Here is a 17,193-nt window from a genome sequence, read left to right as displayed (position 1 = left end):
CTCAGTGGCTAAAGCCACGTGTTTCCAGCGCTGATACGGGACGGCTGAAGCCGTCCCCTTAAGCAAGACGGAGCGCCTTTGGCGCTACCTCCTAGCAAGGCCTCCTTGGGCGGGAGCAGCGGGCTAAAAGCCCGCTGATATCAGGCCTACAAATGGTTGGACTTTAGCCCTGGGCCTTTTGTTTCACATGCAGAAAAGCCCAGGGCTAAAGCCCGAGATCATTTGTTCTTATAACCGCGGGCTAAAAGCCCGCGGCTCCCACCGGTTCGCGCGTAGCGCGAATGCCCGATCCGTCGCCACTCTAGGCCTGCTTCGCCTCTTCATGACGGTGCGCTGTCAGCAGGTAATAGACCACCGGTGTCACGATCAAGCTCAACAACATCGAGACCACCAGGCCGCCGATCACCGCGATCGCCAGCGGCTGCAGCATCTGCGAGCCCGAGCCCAGCGCGAAGGCCAGTGGCAGCATGCCGCAGATCGCCGCAGTCGCTGTCATCAGAATCGGCCGCAGCCGGCGCTGCGCTGCATGCAGCATCGCATCATAAGGCGAGCCACCCTCGCGGCGGTAGCGTTCGTCGGCGTCGAGCAGCAGGATGCCGTTCTTCGCCACGATGCCGATGACCATGATCAGGCCCATAAACGAGGCCACGTTGAAGGTCGTTCCCGTCACCAGCAGCGCCAGCACCACACCCGAGATCGACAAGACCGATGAAGTAAGAATGGCGATCGGAGCCCACAGATTGCGGAACTCTATCAGCAACACACCGAAGACCAGCGCCAGGGAGAGGAGCAGCACCTGCAGCAGCTGACGGAACGACTGCTGCTGTTCCTGGTAGGTTCCGCCGTATTCGATACGCACCGACGACGGCAGATGCATCGCATCGACCGTCTGCTGCACGCGCACGATGGCGCTGCCGAGATCGGTTCCTTCAAGCTGTGCCGTCACTGTCACCAGGCGCTGCAGGTTCTCGCGCCGGATCTGGTTCTGTGGCGGAAGCGGCGTCACCTGTGCCAGTGAACCGAGAGTGGCCAGCTTGCCCGTCGCGCTGTTGAAGACCGTGTTCTGCATCGCATCCAGCGACCTGCGGCTTTCATCACCCAGGCGCACACGGATGGTGTACGGTCTTCCATTCGCAATCAGCGGATCAGTCGTATTCACACCATCAAGGATCGAGGTCGCGTCTTCAGCAACCTCCTGCGGCGTGAAACCCAGACGAGCGGCCACCACGGGATCGACCTGGAAGTTGGTTCCCGAACCGCTGATGGTGTTCTCAATGCCGTTCTCCACGCTGACGACACCGGGAATCTTACTGATGGCATCACCGACGCGCGGTGCAACGTCATCCAGAACCGCGAAGTTATCGCAGAAGAGTTTGATCTGGATCGGCTCCGGCGCATTCGACAGATCGTTGATCATGTCCTGCAGCACCTGGATGAACTCCACATCCAGCTCCGGCTCAGCCTTCTTGATCTCCGCGCGTGCATCGGCGATCACCTCGTCGATACCGCGGTCACGACTCTTCTTCAGCTTCACGGTCATGTCACCTGTGTTCGCTTCAGTCACCGCCGCCAGGCCCATCTGCAGGCCGGTACGCCGCGAGGTGCTCTCCACCTCCGGCATGGAGTGCAGGATGCGATTCACGTGCTCGAGCACACGATTCGTCTCTGTCAACGAGCTGCCCGCGGGCATGATGTAGTCCAGAATGAAGCCGCCCTCATCCATCTCCGGCAGCAGGTCCGAACCCAGGGCGCGATATCCGAGGTACGTGCCCACCACGAGCAAGCCGCAAATACCCAGCAGTATCGCCGGGCGTGCCAGGGACCATGTCAGCACACGATGGTGCGTGGCAATAACCCGCGTCATCAGCTTGCCGTGATGCTCTTCGTGACGCTTCCCTTCTTCGCTGTCCTTACGGTCGCGCAGCAGTGCGAGACTCAACGCCGGGGTCCAGGTGACGGCCAGAAGCAGTGAGGTCAACAGCGCCACCGTCATCGTGATGGCCAGCGCGCGGAAGAAGCTTCCAGTCACACCCGTAACCGAGACCAGTGGAAGAAAGACCACCACTGGCGTAATGGTGGAACCCACCAGTGGCGCCGAGATCTCCTTCAGCGCGAGCCGCGCAGCGCTGGCCCGTGACTGGCCGGTGTCGCGGTGCAGCACGATGTTCTCGACCACTACGATGGCGTCATCGATTACCAGGCCGATGGCCGCCGCCAGACCGCCTAGCGTCATGAGGTTGAAGCTCTGCCCGATGGACCACAACACCAGCACGGTGATCGCCACCGTCACCGGAATTACCAGGCCAGCCACGAGTGACGAGCTCCAGTCGCCAAGGAAGAGAAAGAGGATGACGCAGGCCAACAGCAGGCCGATCATGATGGCGTCGCGTACGCTGCGAATACTCTCGCGCACCAGCTCTGCCTGATCGTAGTAGAGCTTCATCTGCACGCCGGCGGGCAGGTTCTTCTTCAACTGCTCCACCTGCGCGGAGACAGCATCAGCCACGGCAACCGTATTGCTGGAAGGCTGCCGCGTGATGTTCAACAAGACCGCCGCATGATTATCGGCAGTCACTGTCGTATACACGGGCAACACACCCGGCTGCACCGTCGCGACATCGCTCACGCGCACGGCGGTTCCACTGGCGGTCGCCTTCACCACCAGACGTCCTAGCTGATCAGCATCATGTGCTTGCGCTCCTACCAGGCCAAGGATGAGCTGATGGTTCTCCTCGTACAGTCCAGGCGAGTCGACGATATTCGAGGCCTGCACCGCATTCACGATATCCATGATGGTGACGTTCGTCGCCTGCAACCGCGCCATGTTGGGCACGATATGGAACTCCGGCACCTTGCCGCCCTGAACCGTAACCATGCTGACACCGGACACACGGTTCAACGGCGGCTTCAACGCATAGGTCGCCAGTTCCCATAGCTCGGTCTGCGACAGCGTATCGGAGGTGAGGCTGTAACCAATGATGGGGAAGGTAGCGAAGGTCAGACGATTAGTAGTGATGACCGCGGTAGCCGGCAGAGTCTGGCGCACCTTACTCAGCGCCGCATCCACCAGCTGCAGCGTGCGGAACATATCAACGTTCCAGTCGAAGAACAGGCTCACCTCAGCCGAGCCTCGGCTGGTATTGGAACGCACGGTCGCCAGACCGGGGACGGTGTTCATCGCGTCCTCAATCGGCTTGGTGATCGTGACCTGCATCTGCTCCACCGGCATGACGCCGTTGTCTACGCCGATGACGACACGCGGGAAGTTCGTCTCGGGAAAGACGCTGATCGGCACCTTCTGCGAGGCGAAAATACCAGCCAGCGACAGCACGATCAGAAAGAAGAAGATCGATGAGCGATACCGCTCCAGCCAGAAGGGCTTTTCCGGATGGGAGATCATTCCTTCTCGTCTCCCTCACCGGCTTTGCCGACCTTTACCTTGGTGCCCTCTTCCAGCGCATAGGCGCCGTTGGTGACAACGGTCTCTGAACCGTTCAGTCCCTGTGTGATCTGAATATCTTCACCATCGGTAATACCGGTCTGCACCTTCACCTTGTGCGCCGTGCTGTCGGCCTTGACCACCATCACCGACTTCCCGCCATCCTGCGCTGTGACCACCGCAACCACGGGCACCTTTACGGCCTGAGGCACCGAGCGTCCTGCAATCGCGACCCGTACGGGCGTACCCGCCTTATACTTGCCGGCTGCATTGTCGACACGCAGCCATACCTCGACGGTTGTGCTGCCGGGATCGACCGCGGGACTGATGAGCGACACCTTCGCAGGCACCGGATCGGTCACACCGGGAACCATAATCTGCGCCTCGTTCCCCAGAGCCAGCCGCTGCACCATGGTCTGCGCGAGATGCACCTTGGCGATCAGCGCCGAGGTGTCCATGACCGTAATCAGAGGAGAGCCCGCGGTCACCGTCTCTCCGGGAAAGAGAGGACGGTCGGTCACCACACCGGAGATGGGACTACGGATCTCCGAGTAAGAGACCTGTGCAGCCGCTGCCTGGTACTTACCCTCAGCCGATGAAAGCTGTCCCTCCGCCGACTTCAACGACGCGGTGCGATTTACCTTCTTCACCGAGTTCAGATGGTTGGCGGCAACGTCATACGCTGCCTGTGCCTGCACCAGAGCGGCGACAGCAGTGTCATAGTCGCGGCCAGCAATCGCGCCCTCGTCGAAGAGCTTCTTGCGCGCTGCCACAATCTCCTGCTGCAGCTTGAGCTGCGCCTGTGCCTGTGCGACATCCAACTCAGCCTTGGCGGCATCCTCGGGAACCTGAGACTTGGTCTGCATCTCGTAGGTCGCCTGCGCCGAGGTGAACTGTCCCTTGGTATCGAGCGCCTGGGCCGCCAGGTCGCGGTTCTCCAGCAGGGCCAATAACTGGCCCTCTTTCACCTTCGCCCCACGCTGCACGTAGAAGGTCTTGACCGGAGCGGAGATCTTGGGCGAAATTGCTGCCTGCGCCAGCGGCGAAAGCGTAGCGTCGGCCATGATGCGCTCGGAGATCTCTCCGGTCTCCGGCTTTTCGGCCTCTACCGCCACCAGAGTCTCCGCTGCGGTATCGGCAGCCTTCTTACAACCGCCAAGAGTAAAGGAACATGCCATCGCCAGGACCGGGATGCACCCGGCCAATGCCAGCGTTCGTGATGTGTTCTCGATCAATCGTGCCGTGTTCTTCATTACAGGGTTCCTGTCAGGATCTGAAGTGCGGACAATGCGCTCTCATAGCGCACAACACCGTCGGCCTGGGCCGTCTGAGCAGTAAGCAAAGCGTTCTGCGCGTCGACGACCTCCAGCACCGTGGACTCACCCGCCGCGTACCGCAGCCGTGTCAGCCGAAGACTTTCGGCCGCCGTCTGCGCGCTTTGCTCCAGCAGCGCCAGTTGATTGCGCGCTGCCGCGGCTTCGGCATAACTTTCTTCCAGATTGGCGATCAGCCGGCGCTGTGCCGCGGTCAGACTGACCTTGGCTACATTGCGCTGAATCTGGCTCTGCTGAATCTTCTTCTGCGTCGAAAACCAGTCCCACACCGGAATATCCAGCGTTCCGCTGATGGAGTAGCCAAGGTTCCGCACGCCATCGGGGCCATTTTTGGCAAACTGCGGAGAGTCGATACCGTAGGTGAAGTTGAGACCGAGGTCGGGTAGATATCCCGCTTTGGCCGAACGCACACTGGCGTTGGCTGCCGCCAAGTCGGCCAGTGCGCTGCGAACCTCAGGATTGTTGGTCGAGGCAAGTTTGTTCACCTCGTCGCGCGTCGGCAGCTCCGGCGGGTTCTGCGGAGCGTCCGTCACATAGGGCGTACGCGGATCCGGAAAGAGCAGCACGGCAAGCTCCAGCCGCGCCTTATCCGCGGCAAGCTTCGCATCAGCAATATCGCGCTGACGGCCCTGGAGCTGCAGTTGCGCCTTGACCACATCGGCACGCGCGACCTCACGGCCGGCCTCACGCTTCTGCGTAATCTCAGCGAAGCTCTGCGCCTCGGCCAAGCCCTCTTCCATGAGGGTCTGCTTCCGTGCGGCCACGTAGACCATGTAGTACAGATTCACGACCGCACTTACCAGGCCGCGGCGCGCAATCTCCGCTTCGGCCTGTGCGCGGGCAGCAACCGCAGAAGCTACCTGCGCGTTGGCAATCCCCTTCAGACCGACGGTCTCGTTGATCACGGCCTGACTGATGTACTCATGCACCGTATTGTTGGCGATGAAGATCGGCGATGCCTGCGTTCCGACCTGTCCGCCCTGATTGGTCTGGCCATTGGGCTGGGTGTAGAGCATCTGGTTGTGATACGTCGCTGAAGGCAGCAACGCCGCCTTGGCCAGATAGCTGTCAATCTTTGCGGAGCGCCCTGCCGCAACGGCCGCGGCAAAGATGGGTTCATTCGCCTGCGCACGGCGAATGGCCTCGGTCAGCGTGATCTTTTCCGGCTGTGGGTCCTGTGCCCAGCTCACCGGCGCTACAGAAAGCAGCAAGGCGGCACTGACCACATAACCGCCTGCCCGACACACTCGAATCATGTAGATCACTGTAGTTTGCCAACCTTAATGAAAGCTGAACTATTTACACAGGCCGTATTGGGTTTCTTACTGCGCTGATGAATCCTGTGTAAAACGGAGGCTGCTGTATGCCCCATCCATTGCATATCGGGGTCCCCGACGAACTTAGGCGTGTCGACAAATTCGATTGATCTGAGACAGTCCGGAAACCGGGTGGGAGCAGCGGGCTTTAGCCAGCTGGTACAGGCATAAAAGTAAATGGGCTTTTAGCCTTGGGCCTTCTCCGTCCGTCAGCAAAAAGCCCAGGGCTAAAGCCCATTTCTATATTGAGCCCATACCGAGGGCTAAAAGCCCTGGGCTCCCACCCGGTTCGAGCTTCCCTCGAATAGTTCACCCATTGCGAGTCACCCCAACGAACAAGCGATGCCGTCGCCGGTCTCAGTTATTTCACACATTCCCTCAGGTCTGGCTTCAGACTGCCGATAACCAGCTAGCGGGTGGACTGTATGCTCAGCCAGCAGTCTGAATTTCAACCATTACACAAACCGATTCAGGAACAGATCGACCACTTACGGTCGCACAGACTTGCGCGCATGCGCTTTGTTCCAGCGCTGGAGACCCAGTTCGAGCAGAACGTCTCTCGAGTGCGATCCCGCCGTCTGTCGCACGCCATGCTTCTGCTGGCACTGTTCAATGCCTTTCTGTTTCTGGGCGACCTCCGGTCCATTCCCGGCCGCATTCGTATCTCCGGATTTTTACGTCTGGTTTTCTTCCCGCTTCTCGCGTTCGCGGCTGCATTGTTTCTGCGGTTTAATCCACGCCGCCTCGTCCGCGGCATCACCGTGATAGCGGTGGCGGGCTTAGCGGCCGGAAGCTTCTTTTATCTCTATTCCGGTCCCGGAGAGACGCTGCTGGCCCACATGCAGGCAAGCCTGATGTTGTTGCTGCTCATCACCAATATCGTGATGCGCCTGCGCTGGAGCTATGCCCTGTTCTGTTCGGTGGCATACATCGTCACCTCCATCGCGTTTCTCCGTATCAACTGGACCGCATCGCTCCTTGGAACCCTGGGGCTTGGCAGCGTCTCCGCCTGCTGCGCCGCCATGATGCTGCTTGCCAACTACAGCCTGGAACGGGATGAGCGCCTTTCCTATCTCCTGCAGCAGAGCAATGACCTGAAGAACACCGAACTCCACCAACTGAACATAGAGCTTGGACAATTGAACCGTGAGCTGGAGGCGGTGTCGCATCTGGACAGCCTGACCCAACTGGCTAACCGCACAGCCTTTGACCGCCGCGTACGGGAGCTGTGGCAGAACGCGGCAGAGACCGGCCAGCCGCTGTCGGCCGTCATGATCGACATCGATCATTTCAAACTGGTGAATGACACCCAGGGACACCTCTACGGAGATGCGGTGATTCGCCGCGTCGCTGCCCTGGTGCAGCAGTCCATGCGCGGCCATGGCGACTTCGCTGCACGTTATGGCGGCGAAGAGTTTGTGCTCCTGCTCCCCGGCGCTGACCTGATGACGGCTCTGTCTGTCGCGGAACGTGCCCGCATGATGGTGCATACCGCCGGAGCTCCCGCACCGAAACAGCCCATAGCTCGACCGGAGATCGGTTTGTGGACAACCGTGAGCTGTGGCGTCGCGACCGCCCTCCAGATGCCGGACACCGATTTCGTTCGCCTGCTGCACGCGGCCGATACCGCCCTTTACCGCGCGAAAGCGGAAGGGCGTAATCGTGTATGCGCGGCGGCTCCTTTGGTGTAGAACAACCGTAGTACGGCCATAGCAGAGCTATTCGATGGCGATTTCATCTCCAACTCCCTACCGTATCCATCGACCTTTGCCGAGCGAAAACAATAGATAATCGGTGGCAGCATCCGCCAATTCAGAGAATTGTCTGGTGCATTGGTATCCCGCCCCCAGTGAGTACCAGCCAACAGTAAAGCCGTAATCGTTCTCCGTTATGAATGAGGACGGACTGAACCGCTTGTCGCAGGACTCAAGGAGCAGGTCGTTGGCAACGTCGGGGTGTCGGCGGAGATAAGCTGCAATATCTGCCGGCGGAAGATCGGCAATGGCTAATGCTGACTCAAGCCGAATGTTCCTGGTATGGAAATCGTCGGGGTATATTTCATCCCCCGACTGCCCGCTTCGATCCGACATGACATAATTGTCGCTCCTAAAGAAGCCGAGAATTACAGCTTTCAACAAATGGGGCATTCTCCTATCCCCTGAAGTAGGGCGGGACACATCCCCCCAAAGTGGCTGTGACATTGCTTTCCTCTCTGCCATCCTCAAAGCATCGGGACTGATACGGACCTGCAAGAACCATCCCCCTGGAGGATTTCCGTGCCTACATCGTTTGCCCATTTACCGCACAATACTCAGCAGAGAGCGACCGCCCCGCAGAGAATGATCGCCCAGCAGACAACCATCAACTCGGAAGAGCTCGTCGCGCTAAGCCGCACAGGAGATCTCTCGGCCTGGAGCGAGCTGATGAAACGGCACAAAGGAACGGCTTACAAAGCGGCACTGCGTATCCTGAAGAACACTGAGGATGCCGAGGACGCCGTTCAGGACGCCATGTTCCGGGCCTTTCGCAAGCTTTCCACCTTCCGCGGCGAAGCCACCTTCGCAACCTGGATCACCCGCATCTCTATCAACTCCGCGCTGATGCAGCTCAGGAAGAAGAGACGGCACCCCACCCTCGCACTCGAAGATCTGCTCGGCAATGAGACCAGTAAACCGGTCCTGCACCTGGCAGCCACCTGCCCTACACCGGAGGAGCATTATTTCGACTGGGAGGCACGGAGGCGGCTGCACAAGGCGATCGGCCAGCTCCCCACGATCCTGCAGGGCGTCGCCAAGGACAGAATCGTGAAGGAGCTTCCAGTGGAAGAACTCGCCGTCAAGCATGGCCTGTCGAACGCCGCCGCCAAATCTCGCCTGATGCGCGCCCGCCGCATGATTGCCCATCGCCTGGCGCCGGCGGCCAGGGTGGAACCTCCGGTTTACTGCTAACCTCCCCGGCGGGTCTTGCTTTTAATCTCGCTTTCGAGGATAATTTTCCTCGAAAGCGAGGAATGCTCATGGCAGCCGCCGCAACGCTCGTTCTTCCCAGGGTCGCAGGCTATGACTTTGACTCCGGCGCCGATCTCGGCAATCCATCTGAGCGCGCGGAGCTCTCCTCTGCGGCGATTAAGGCGTTTCTCAATCTCCGTAAAAAGTGGGACCTGAACGAGGAGCAGTCGCGCGCGTTGCTCGGTGGAGTTGCCTCTTCCACCTTTCATGCCTGGAAGACCAACCCCAGGCGGACGCTCGATCAAGACACCCTTACCCGTATCTCGCTGTTGATCGGCATCTACAAGGCGCTCCACATCTACTTCGGCAAGCCTTGGGCAGACCGCTGGATTACGCTTGAAAATCGTGGACCGCTCTTCTCCGGCCGAAGCCCGCTAGCCTATATGATCCAGCGTGGCATGCCCGGCATGCTGGATGTCCGCCGTATGCTCGATGCCTGGCGGGGCGGGCAGTGACTCCGCCTGTCCGGCGAATTGACCAGGACCGAATGCATCGCTTGATCCCCTCCCGCTACAGCGACAGCGGTACCGTGCTCAGCGGTCTTGCGGACGATGACGAGATGCTCGCAAAGCTCATCCGTCTCGACGGAGCCACGAACGATCGTATTCAGGGCGAACAGTCTGGTCTGATTGGCATCAGCACCTATGAGCTCGTCTATGGCATCCCAAATGCCCATATCATCCGCGCGGCTTACCTTCATCCAAGCCCTACTGGATCGAGGTTTAACGACTCCACCCGGGGAGCCTGGTATGCCGCGGACAAGCTTGAAACCTCACTGGACGAAGTTGGCTATCACAAGGCAAAGCGTCTGGCGGAGATCGTAGTTCCGGAGTCGCCCGATGGCGTGCCACTCTCCGAATCATCCACCTATGACGATTGGCTCGCCGATTTTCATGCCGACTTTCATACGCTGGAGCCCGCAACCGACTACGCGGCTTGCCTCGCTGCTGAGCCCGTTCCGGAGTGCTATGCGGAATCACAGAAGCTCGCAGTGCGGCTTCTGAAAACGCAGTCAAACGGCATCTCTTACCCGAGCGTCAGGCGCAAAGGTGGACGATGCCTCGCATGCTTTCGACCGGCACTTGTCTACCAGCCCCGACGGGATAAGCGATATGAGATCTCGTTCCGCTGGGAGCGCCGACGGTATAAGCGCGAAGTCCACGAAGTGCCGATAGGCTAGGGTCCTGCGTCAATAATTCGTAGACGGACGTCATCTACGTCAATGAATTGATGACTCGGCTAGACGTTTCGACAAATTAGGTTGATCTGCACAGCCCAGAGCATGACTGAACCGGGTGGGAGACGCGGGCTTCAGCCCGCGTTTGTGGCTCTATAAGAAATGGGCTTTAGCCCTGGGCCTTTTTCCTTACGGAGAAAGAAAGCCCAGGGCTAAAGCCCATCTACTTTTACGCCTTTATCAGCGGGCTGAAGCCCGCTGCTCCCACCCAATTCGAGCTTTGCACCAGCTCCTATTCGATGGCCTGGCTGAGACTGGCTGCAGTTGCCGATACGTCCAGTTCGACCTCTGCTTCTGGTACAGCGAAGAACGTCCGCGAGATGACACCTCCCAGAACCGCTCCGACGATAGGAGCTACCCAGAAGAGCCACAATTGACCCAATGCCCAGCCTCCGACAAAGATCGCCGGGCCGGTGCTGCGCGCCGGATTGACCGAGGTATTGGTCACCGGGATGCTGATCAGGTGGATCAGCGTCAGGCAGAGACCGATGGCGATCGGCGCAAGGCCCTTCGGAGCACGTTCATCGGTAGAACCCAGAATCACCAGCAGGAAGAAGGCCGTAAGCACCACTTCCGCAACCAGACAGGCCAACAGCGAGTAGCCGCCGGGCGAGTGATCCGCATAGCCGTTCGAGGCGAAGCCGCCGGCAAGACTGAAGCCCGGTTTGCCGCTGGCGATAATGTAGAGCACGCCGGAGGCGGAAATGGCGCCGAGCACCTGCGCGATGACATACGCAGGAAGATCGGAGATCTTGAAGCGTCCGCCGACAACCAATCCCACTGAGACAGCAGGATTAAGATGGCAGCCGGAGATATGACCGATAGCGAAGGCCATGGTCAGGACGGTTAGTCCGAAGGCTAATGCTACGCCGACGAATCCGATGCCGAGAGATGGGAAAGCCGCAGCCAATACAGCGCTGCCGCACCCTCCGAAAACCAGCCAGAACGTTCCAAAAAACTCAGCGAGAGCTCGCTTAGACAGGGGCACACCCATGAATCCCTCCAGGGTACGGCGGTATGAGATTTGCGGCGGGATCATCCTAACACGCGGGGAAAAACAGGAGATTTTTATTCGGTTGCGGCGCGTCTGATCTTCGGGGCGTGTCAAGCAATTCGGCTGCTTCCATTCGTTACATCCCGTTCGCGCGTAGCGCGAATGTATTGCTTAAGGGGACGGCTTCAGCCGTCCCGTACCGAGCCCCAAAAGTTACGCGGCTTTAGCCGCTGAGGTCAGCTGTCACTTCTTATGCCGCCTCTGTAGCAGATAAGACAAAGAAAGCCGTACCTCAGCGGCTAAAGCCGCGGTCCCTGTGGACCTTGTTACGACACGGCTGAAGCCGTGTCCTTAAGCGAGACATTCGCACCTGCGGTGCGAAGTGGTTGCGCTACGCACAACAGTGTTGGTTTCGATGGCGGAGCAAATGCGACGAAACGCCTCTATCTATAGGGGATTTCAATATCCGATTCTTGTCCTCGCCGCGGGTATATCGATACTCCTACTGCACATGCTCCTTCACCCAATCCTGAATCTCCTTTTTCAGAATGATGTGTTCACCCAGGCGGCGATAGCTTTCAAACTGCGACTCGGTAAAGAACTGATCGAGTGTCGTATCGAAAGGAAAGGCGTTATGCACACGGTGGTAGTTCAGGATGTCAGCCGGCTCGTCACCCGTGAGCGTGCTCTTCAGATAGAGCAGCTTTCCATACGGCTCGCCCCTCTTGTCTTCGGGATAGTAGATATCTGCCTCCAGCGCGTGGAAGAGGTTACCCGGAAAATGCTTGAACTTGAGCAGGCCTTCTGCTCCTGACGGCTGGTGCTGATTCGGAGGTAAGTTTGCAACAGCATCGACGGGCGGCTCAACGATCTCTACCTGCAACGGCTCATTCTCGTTGGGTTTCTCCTGAAGCGGCGCCTTATCGGAACCCGTGCTGCCTTCTCCTCCGGGAGTCGGGTAGTCCACCGTACTCCTGATCCGGATCTCGATGCCGAAGTCCACACGTACCTTACGAATCGCCATGCCGATGCCTTCAAACCGCAGCGAGCCGTCTGCCTCTGCATCGCAGACGATCACTGTCCGGCAGCGACGGCGCAACAACTCATAGAGACCCATGTTCTCAAAGTGACCACCGTCTGAGAGATATACATATCCCGCGGTGTCGTTCGTCACTCCCCAAAGTTCCTTCACCAGTTGCGCCAGGCCATTGCGCGGATAGTCGGGAATTCCAGCCCGGCGCGGGTTCCTGATCCACCAGCCCAGACGAACATTGAAGACGGTCATAAGGAAGGCCATCGCTTTGCTGGAATGGAAGCCCATGTTGGGCGATGCCGCCGCTCCGGAGATAGCGACTGTGCTTGCAACCGTAATCCCTTTGCCTCGCTTGATGTGATCGATGGTAGGGACGAAGCCGTTGTATTGCAGCGTGTCGTTGGTGCCGTCTGTCCAGCCGGTCGAATATCCGGAATAGAGCGGCGTGATCGCGAAGCTGGCCGCCTTCCGTTCCTGGTACGCAAGCTCGCGTCCGGTGGTGAGGTTGAGCGCGGTACAAAAGATGGGGAACGGCCCCTGATAGGCGCCCGGCTGACCGTTGAGGTCTACCCAGGAAGAAGGCACCAGGTCTTTAACCCGCAGCCTGCCGTCTTCGACATCAAAACCTGTGAAGCGATTCGGCACGCGGTTTGGGTTTGATGCTCCGGCATAGCAGCGCGCCAGGCGGTCGCGGTAGAACGCGTTCATTGAGAACTCATTGATGTCGATGCGGCTGCTGAAGAAGAACGACGTTGCCACCATGGCCAGGAGCAGCCATGCCCACCGGGAGGTAACCTCCATCACGACCCTTTGATCGTTCCCTTCCAGCAGCCAACTGATCAGCGTCGCCAGTAGAACGAACAGGCCGACAATAAAGATGGGCGGAGCGACTTTGACGACCAGCTCAGCTGGACTCCAGCTACCGCCCTGCCCCGGAGCGTCAGGGTCTTCATTCGGTTTGCCGCTGGTCAGACGGCTCTTGCCAAGCAGAACGCCTGAAATTGTGCTGACGACCCATGTGCTCCAGACCGCGTACTTCACGATCACCTGCTGTGCAATCAGTTCCGACACATAGCGCCCAAGCAGCGAGACGCCAAACAAAGCGAACCACACCACGCCATATTGCACTGAGACAGCACGCAGCCGCGCAACCCACTCACGTTGTGCACTGCCGAAGAGCGTGCCCATCAGGCCGGTACAGAGTTCCAGCGAGATGAATGGAACGGCAAGCAACAACGAAGGAAGTACGGCGATACCCAAAGAGGCGATCAGTTTCTGATGGACAAGGAAGGTTCCCACAAAAAACAGATACCCAATGCCGTAGAGCAGCACGATGCAGAAGATACCTCCGAAGAGTGGGAACAGGAGAGAGGTAACCTTCCAACGGAGGGTGGCCGATTCCTTGTGCCCCGCCCAGATGGCAAGGCAGAAGAGGACGCACAACAACGGGAAGGCATCGTAGAGCCAGATCAAGGGAGACTCGTCCAGCCACGTCGACTGCGGCGTGATGAGGTGACGATCCACATATGCCTGATGGGTCGCCTCGCACGGAATCCACTTGGCCTGAAGCATAGCCGGAACACTGCACTTGGGCTTGTAGTCTGACCAGGCGTGAGCAAGGCGCATATCATTCTGCGACGAAACAGACTTGCAGCTATCCCCCTGGTCTTTGCAGATCGTCCACTCTGCCTTAGTTGTGTCAGAGTTTGCCTGGACGATCACACGGTCCGCGGGCAACTGCTGTCTGGGCCGTTGCGCATAAGCGCGATTGGCGCGCCTGCTGAACTGCGATCCACCCGGCACCGAAAGTTTGTACACCACAGGTGCGGCACAAGCCGCAAGCAACAGCCAGCTTGCCACAATCGCATGTACATGCCATGGGTGCGTGCGGTCACCGCAACGGGCTTTCCGGGTTTTCTTATCGGCCTCTGTGACGGCATCGCAGAACCGTGGGAACGCATACCAGAGCACCCCGGCCGCCCAAAGGCCGATACCGGCAAGAAGTGCAAAGATCAGCAGGCGGACCGTGATGCTGCCTACACTACCGACGCCAAGGTGGCGCACCACCCACTCCGTCACTGCGGCATGGGGCAGCAGCAGAAGCGTCATGATGGCCGAGATCAGAATCACCAGGTTGAGCAGCATGTTGCGGATCCAGACGGTAAAGATGGTCCACACATCCGCTCCGAAGAGACTGACGGAAGGCGACAGGTAGTTCGAGTACCGGCGCAGCCAGCGAATCGGCTCCGGCGGAATTATGCGTCCGGAGTCCGCGGCAGGAATGGGGACCATCTTCTCCTGCACACTCGCTATCCCAGCGCGCTTGATCCACGAGGCCAGGAACTGATGGATATAGCCGCCGCCGGAGACACTGGAGAGATAGTCAATCTCTCCCAGCTTCCGCAGTTGCGCCAGTCCCTGAAGCACGCCGAGGTTGAAGGTGGCGCTGCGAATGCCGCCACCGGAGAGACACACCCCGACATCCCGCACCGTCTTCGCACGGTCGTACACATCGGTCGTCGTGTCGGCCGGATCGATCAGGCGCTTGCCTGGATTCTTCGGGTCGAGGCGCGCTTTGAACTCCTGCTCAAGCAGCCATTTGCCAGGCGTGTATTGCGTGAGCAACGCGATCCGCGACTGCAAATCAGGATGGCGCTGGAAGTTGCGGATCAGTGCAGCCTCATCCAGAAACTGCCCTCGCACAACGTCTTCCGTACCGGCATAGGTACCGCTTTCGAGAAGCTGGACAATCTCAGGGCAGCACGGGTGTTTGGCATCGCCACAGCACATCGCGATTGCAGTCTGAGCAAGCCGATGGCGGTATTGCTGGTCGGAATCGAGGGGAGGATTCTGCTGCGTTTGCGAATCTGACATGATGTTCTCTCTCAGCCACGTTGCTTTCCGCTGTGACCGCATGCATGAATTGGGGAAGCCGACGTCTTACGACGCCTTGTTACTCCGGAGAAACCACATACACGAACGGCGCGCTCGACGTGGTGCTTTTATCCTGGGCTGTCTTCGTGACGCTGAAGGAGATCTTTGCCCCAGGGGTAATGTCATTGGCTCCCACCACGGCGCTGAAAGACAAACTGGTATCGGAACTCGCGACCGGCATAGTCTTCACACTGGCCAATGCCGTTGTCGATGCGGAGCCGGTTGCGTCGATCATCGTCATGGTCAACGCGCCGCCAGACAGGAACGTACCGGTCACAGTTCCCGTAATTGTCTGGCCGCTCTTCCAGGTGCCGAGCTGGCGATCGTTCTGGATCTGGACAGAAGAGATGATGGCGGGGACCGACGATACATCCACCGTCATGATGCCGCCGACGACCACGCGAATGTTATTCAGGCTGGCCCGGTTCAGCAGCGCCACGTTCAAGCAGTCCTTTTGCAGGCCGGGGGCGGCTTTTTCATCCGCACATGGACTGGGCGGGCTCGCTCCGCCTGTCTGCCGGGCCTTCGCCTGTTCGTAAGCCACCTCATACCGTGTGACGGAACCAACCAGCGTGCACCGCACGCTTTTCTCGGACGAGTTTTCGCCACACGGTGAGGGCTGAATGAGCCCGGACTCCTCGATCAACCGCAACAGATGTCCCGCGCCGTGACGGCTGGACCGTTCAAAGACCAGCTCGCTGGGGTTAAAGAAAGCCGCGGGAGCCTTCTTATAGATCTCATGCAGCGTCGGAGTGAGGAACCGCTCTGTGGGGAAGAATGCGACCACGATGTCAGCTGACTTGGCGGCGATCACGTGGTTCGTACGGAATCCGATATCGTTCAGCAGATTCAACTGGCTTTGGGAGTTATCAGGCCAGACCAAACCGAGCGCCGGTACCACGTTGCCATTGAACGCCGCCACGCTTGGGGCGAAGAGATCGCTCGCGGTAGAGAAGGAAACAGCTCCCGCCGCCGCGCCGACCGCCGAAGCAATATGGATAACCCAACTCCTCGTACTCCAAAGTTGTGCGTCCTGAAAGTCCGTCCTCACGGTACGCACCTCGGCACTGGCAACCTGCGATGGTTGACTCTGTTGCTGCCAGGTCTCCGGAGGAGCCTGCGCACGATTTGTCAGGCCGGCAAAGACGCCGCTGAAGAGCCATCGGCTGTAATCGAGGAAGACGCTCTGCAGTACGACTCCCTGTTTCGGGTCGCGATTCGAAACGGTGAGCGAGACCACGGCATACTTCTCTGCAACTTCCTTCCCAAAGGTTCGTTTTACGACGCTGTAGGGCAACAGCACCGCCTCTACGCTGACCGTTGAGGAAAGGTCGCTGGCGGTCGAGACCGCAATTCCCTGTTTCGCAGCATTCTCCGCGGCGATCTGTGCCGCATTGGCCGCCGGAGCCTGTGCCGCTGCGGCGAAATCAGACCAAAAGCTGGCCATCAGCAAAAGAAACATGAAGCGCATTGTCCGTAACTCCCTGGGAAACGACCTATCCAATCACTGAATGCGCAACTCAAGGCTGCGGCGGGACACAGACAATTTCAGGGAGAAAAGAAATGCACATCGAAACCTGCTGCGGACGCAGTCAGGAGCTGGGATGAAATGTGTTTTAAACTCCACCCACTATGGCCCACTGATTCGGCATCGTCAAGTATTCGTATCGCGAGACGAGGCCGGGCGCGGTGCTAGGGCGTGTCATCCAACTCGTGCCAGTCAGCGCCGGGAGCAGATTTTTACGAGATCGAGGAATGAGGAGAGAACTATGGCCGGTCCACTGGAACGACGAGTGACGAAGAGATCGGGAAATCGGGGTCCCCAGTCAGCTTTGCTGGCTGGGGTGAAGAAAACCTGCCCCGGCCCTTGGGTTGCGGCGCAAATTGGTCCATACTTC

Annotated in this window: 11 protein-coding genes; 4 read left to right on the top strand and 7 right to left on the bottom strand. The window is 59.0% G+C overall.

The window, feature by feature from the left end; all coding sequences use genetic code 11:
- Positions 1-301: 301 nt before the first annotated feature.
- From AB4Y89_RS20580 to AB4Y89_RS20570, 3 genes are read right to left on the bottom strand one after another with little or no spacing between them, the layout of a single operon-like run.
- Positions 302-3,400: an efflux RND transporter permease subunit gene (locus AB4Y89_RS20580; protein ID WP_442302815.1), complete on the bottom strand. Its 3,099-nt coding sequence runs from the start codon at positions 3,398-3,400 to the stop codon at positions 302-304.
- Positions 3,397-4,692 carry an efflux RND transporter periplasmic adaptor subunit gene (locus AB4Y89_RS20575; protein WP_442302814.1) on the bottom strand — a complete coding sequence of 432 codons (1,296 nt, stop codon included), beginning with the start codon at positions 4,690-4,692 and terminating at the stop codon, positions 3,397-3,399. Before AB4Y89_RS20575 ends, AB4Y89_RS20580 begins: the two co-directional genes overlap by 4 nt.
- Complete coding sequence (locus AB4Y89_RS20570; protein WP_442302813.1) at positions 4,692-6,029, bottom strand: TolC family protein; 1,338 nt, start codon at positions 6,027-6,029, stop codon at positions 4,692-4,694. The genes AB4Y89_RS20575 and AB4Y89_RS20570 overlap by 1 nt, the downstream gene beginning before the upstream one ends.
- Before the next feature lie 572 nt (positions 6,030-6,601).
- Here AB4Y89_RS20570 and AB4Y89_RS20565 point away from each other — a divergent pair.
- Positions 6,602-7,780, top strand: a complete 1,179-nt coding sequence (locus AB4Y89_RS20565; protein ID WP_442302812.1) for a diguanylate cyclase — start codon at positions 6,602-6,604, stop codon at positions 7,778-7,780.
- A gap of 57 nt (positions 7,781-7,837) precedes the next feature.
- Here the strand turns inward: AB4Y89_RS20565 and AB4Y89_RS20560 are convergent, their stop codons facing one another.
- Positions 7,838-8,224 (bottom strand): hypothetical protein, encoded by a 387-nt coding sequence (locus AB4Y89_RS20560; protein ID WP_442302811.1) that lies wholly within the window; start codon positions 8,222-8,224, stop codon positions 7,838-7,840.
- Positions 8,225-8,365: 141 nt separating this feature from the next.
- Here AB4Y89_RS20560 and AB4Y89_RS20555 point away from each other — a divergent pair, with 141 nt between their 5' ends.
- The 3 genes from AB4Y89_RS20555 (at position 8,366) to AB4Y89_RS20545 (ending at position 10,277) form a co-directional block, all read left to right on the top strand.
- The gene (locus AB4Y89_RS20555) at positions 8,366-9,037 is read left to right on the top strand and encodes a sigma-70 family RNA polymerase sigma factor (protein WP_442302810.1); all 672 of its coding nucleotides are present in this window, start codon (positions 8,366-8,368) and stop codon (positions 9,035-9,037) included.
- A gap of 68 nt (positions 9,038-9,105) precedes the next feature.
- The gene (locus tag AB4Y89_RS20550) at positions 9,106-9,552 is read left to right on the top strand and encodes an MbcA/ParS/Xre antitoxin family protein (protein ID WP_442302809.1); all 447 of its coding nucleotides are present in this window, start codon (positions 9,106-9,108) and stop codon (positions 9,550-9,552) included.
- Between the two features lie 32 nt (positions 9,553-9,584).
- Positions 9,585-10,277: an RES family NAD+ phosphorylase gene (locus AB4Y89_RS20545; protein ID WP_442302808.1), complete on the top strand. Its 693-nt coding sequence runs from the start codon at positions 9,585-9,587 to the stop codon at positions 10,275-10,277.
- Between the two features lie 289 nt (positions 10,278-10,566).
- Here AB4Y89_RS20545 and aqpZ read toward each other — a convergent pair whose 3' ends face one another.
- The 3 genes from aqpZ to AB4Y89_RS20530 form a co-directional block, all read right to left on the bottom strand.
- Entirely contained in the window at positions 10,567-11,328 is a 762-nt protein-coding gene (gene aqpZ, locus AB4Y89_RS20540; protein WP_442302807.1) for an aquaporin Z, read from the bottom strand.
- A gap of 502 nt (positions 11,329-11,830) precedes the next feature.
- A complete protein-coding gene (locus AB4Y89_RS20535) occupies positions 11,831-15,235 on the bottom strand; it encodes a hypothetical protein (protein ID WP_442302806.1) in 3,405 nt (1,134 codons plus the stop codon).
- A 79-nt stretch (positions 15,236-15,314) separates the two neighbouring features.
- Positions 15,315-16,766, bottom strand: a complete 1,452-nt coding sequence (locus AB4Y89_RS20530; protein WP_442302805.1) for a hypothetical protein — start codon at positions 16,764-16,766, stop codon at positions 15,315-15,317.
- Positions 16,767-17,193: the final 427 nt, after the last annotated feature.

It is taken from the genome of Terriglobus sp. 2YAB30_2, assembly GCF_052114765.1.
Classification (GTDB): Bacteria; Acidobacteriota; Terriglobia; order Terriglobales; family Acidobacteriaceae; genus Terriglobus.
The sequence above is the reverse complement of the archived record's forward strand: the minus strand, read 5'-3'. Positions and strand labels throughout refer to the sequence as shown.

Bases quoted from the DNA above. Each gene is read 5' to 3' on its own strand.
- AB4Y89_RS20580 (WP_442302815.1), bottom strand. From the start codon at position 3,400: ATGATCTCCCATCCGGAAAAGCCCTTCTGGCTGGAGCGGTATCGCTCA.
- aqpZ (WP_442302807.1), bottom strand. From the start codon at position 11,328: ATGGGTGTGCCCCTGTCTAAGCGAGCTCTCGCTGAGTTTTTTGGAACG.
- AB4Y89_RS20530 (WP_442302805.1), bottom strand. From the start codon at position 16,766: ATGCGCTTCATGTTTCTTTTGCTGATGGCCAGCTTTTGGTCTGATTTC.
- AB4Y89_RS20545 (WP_442302808.1), top strand. From the start codon at position 9,585: ATGCATCGCTTGATCCCCTCCCGCTACAGCGACAGCGGTACCGTGCTC.
- AB4Y89_RS20565 (WP_442302812.1), top strand. From the start codon at position 6,602: ATGCGCTTTGTTCCAGCGCTGGAGACCCAGTTCGAGCAGAACGTCTCT.
- AB4Y89_RS20570 (WP_442302813.1), bottom strand. From the start codon at position 6,029: ATGATTCGAGTGTGTCGGGCAGGCGGTTATGTGGTCAGTGCCGCCTTG.
- AB4Y89_RS20535 (WP_442302806.1), bottom strand. From the start codon at position 15,235: ATGTCAGATTCGCAAACGCAGCAGAATCCTCCCCTCGATTCCGACCAG.
- AB4Y89_RS20575 (WP_442302814.1), bottom strand. From the start codon at position 4,692: ATGAAGAACACGGCACGATTGATCGAGAACACATCACGAACGCTGGCA.
- AB4Y89_RS20550 (WP_442302809.1), top strand. From the start codon at position 9,106: ATGGCAGCCGCCGCAACGCTCGTTCTTCCCAGGGTCGCAGGCTATGAC.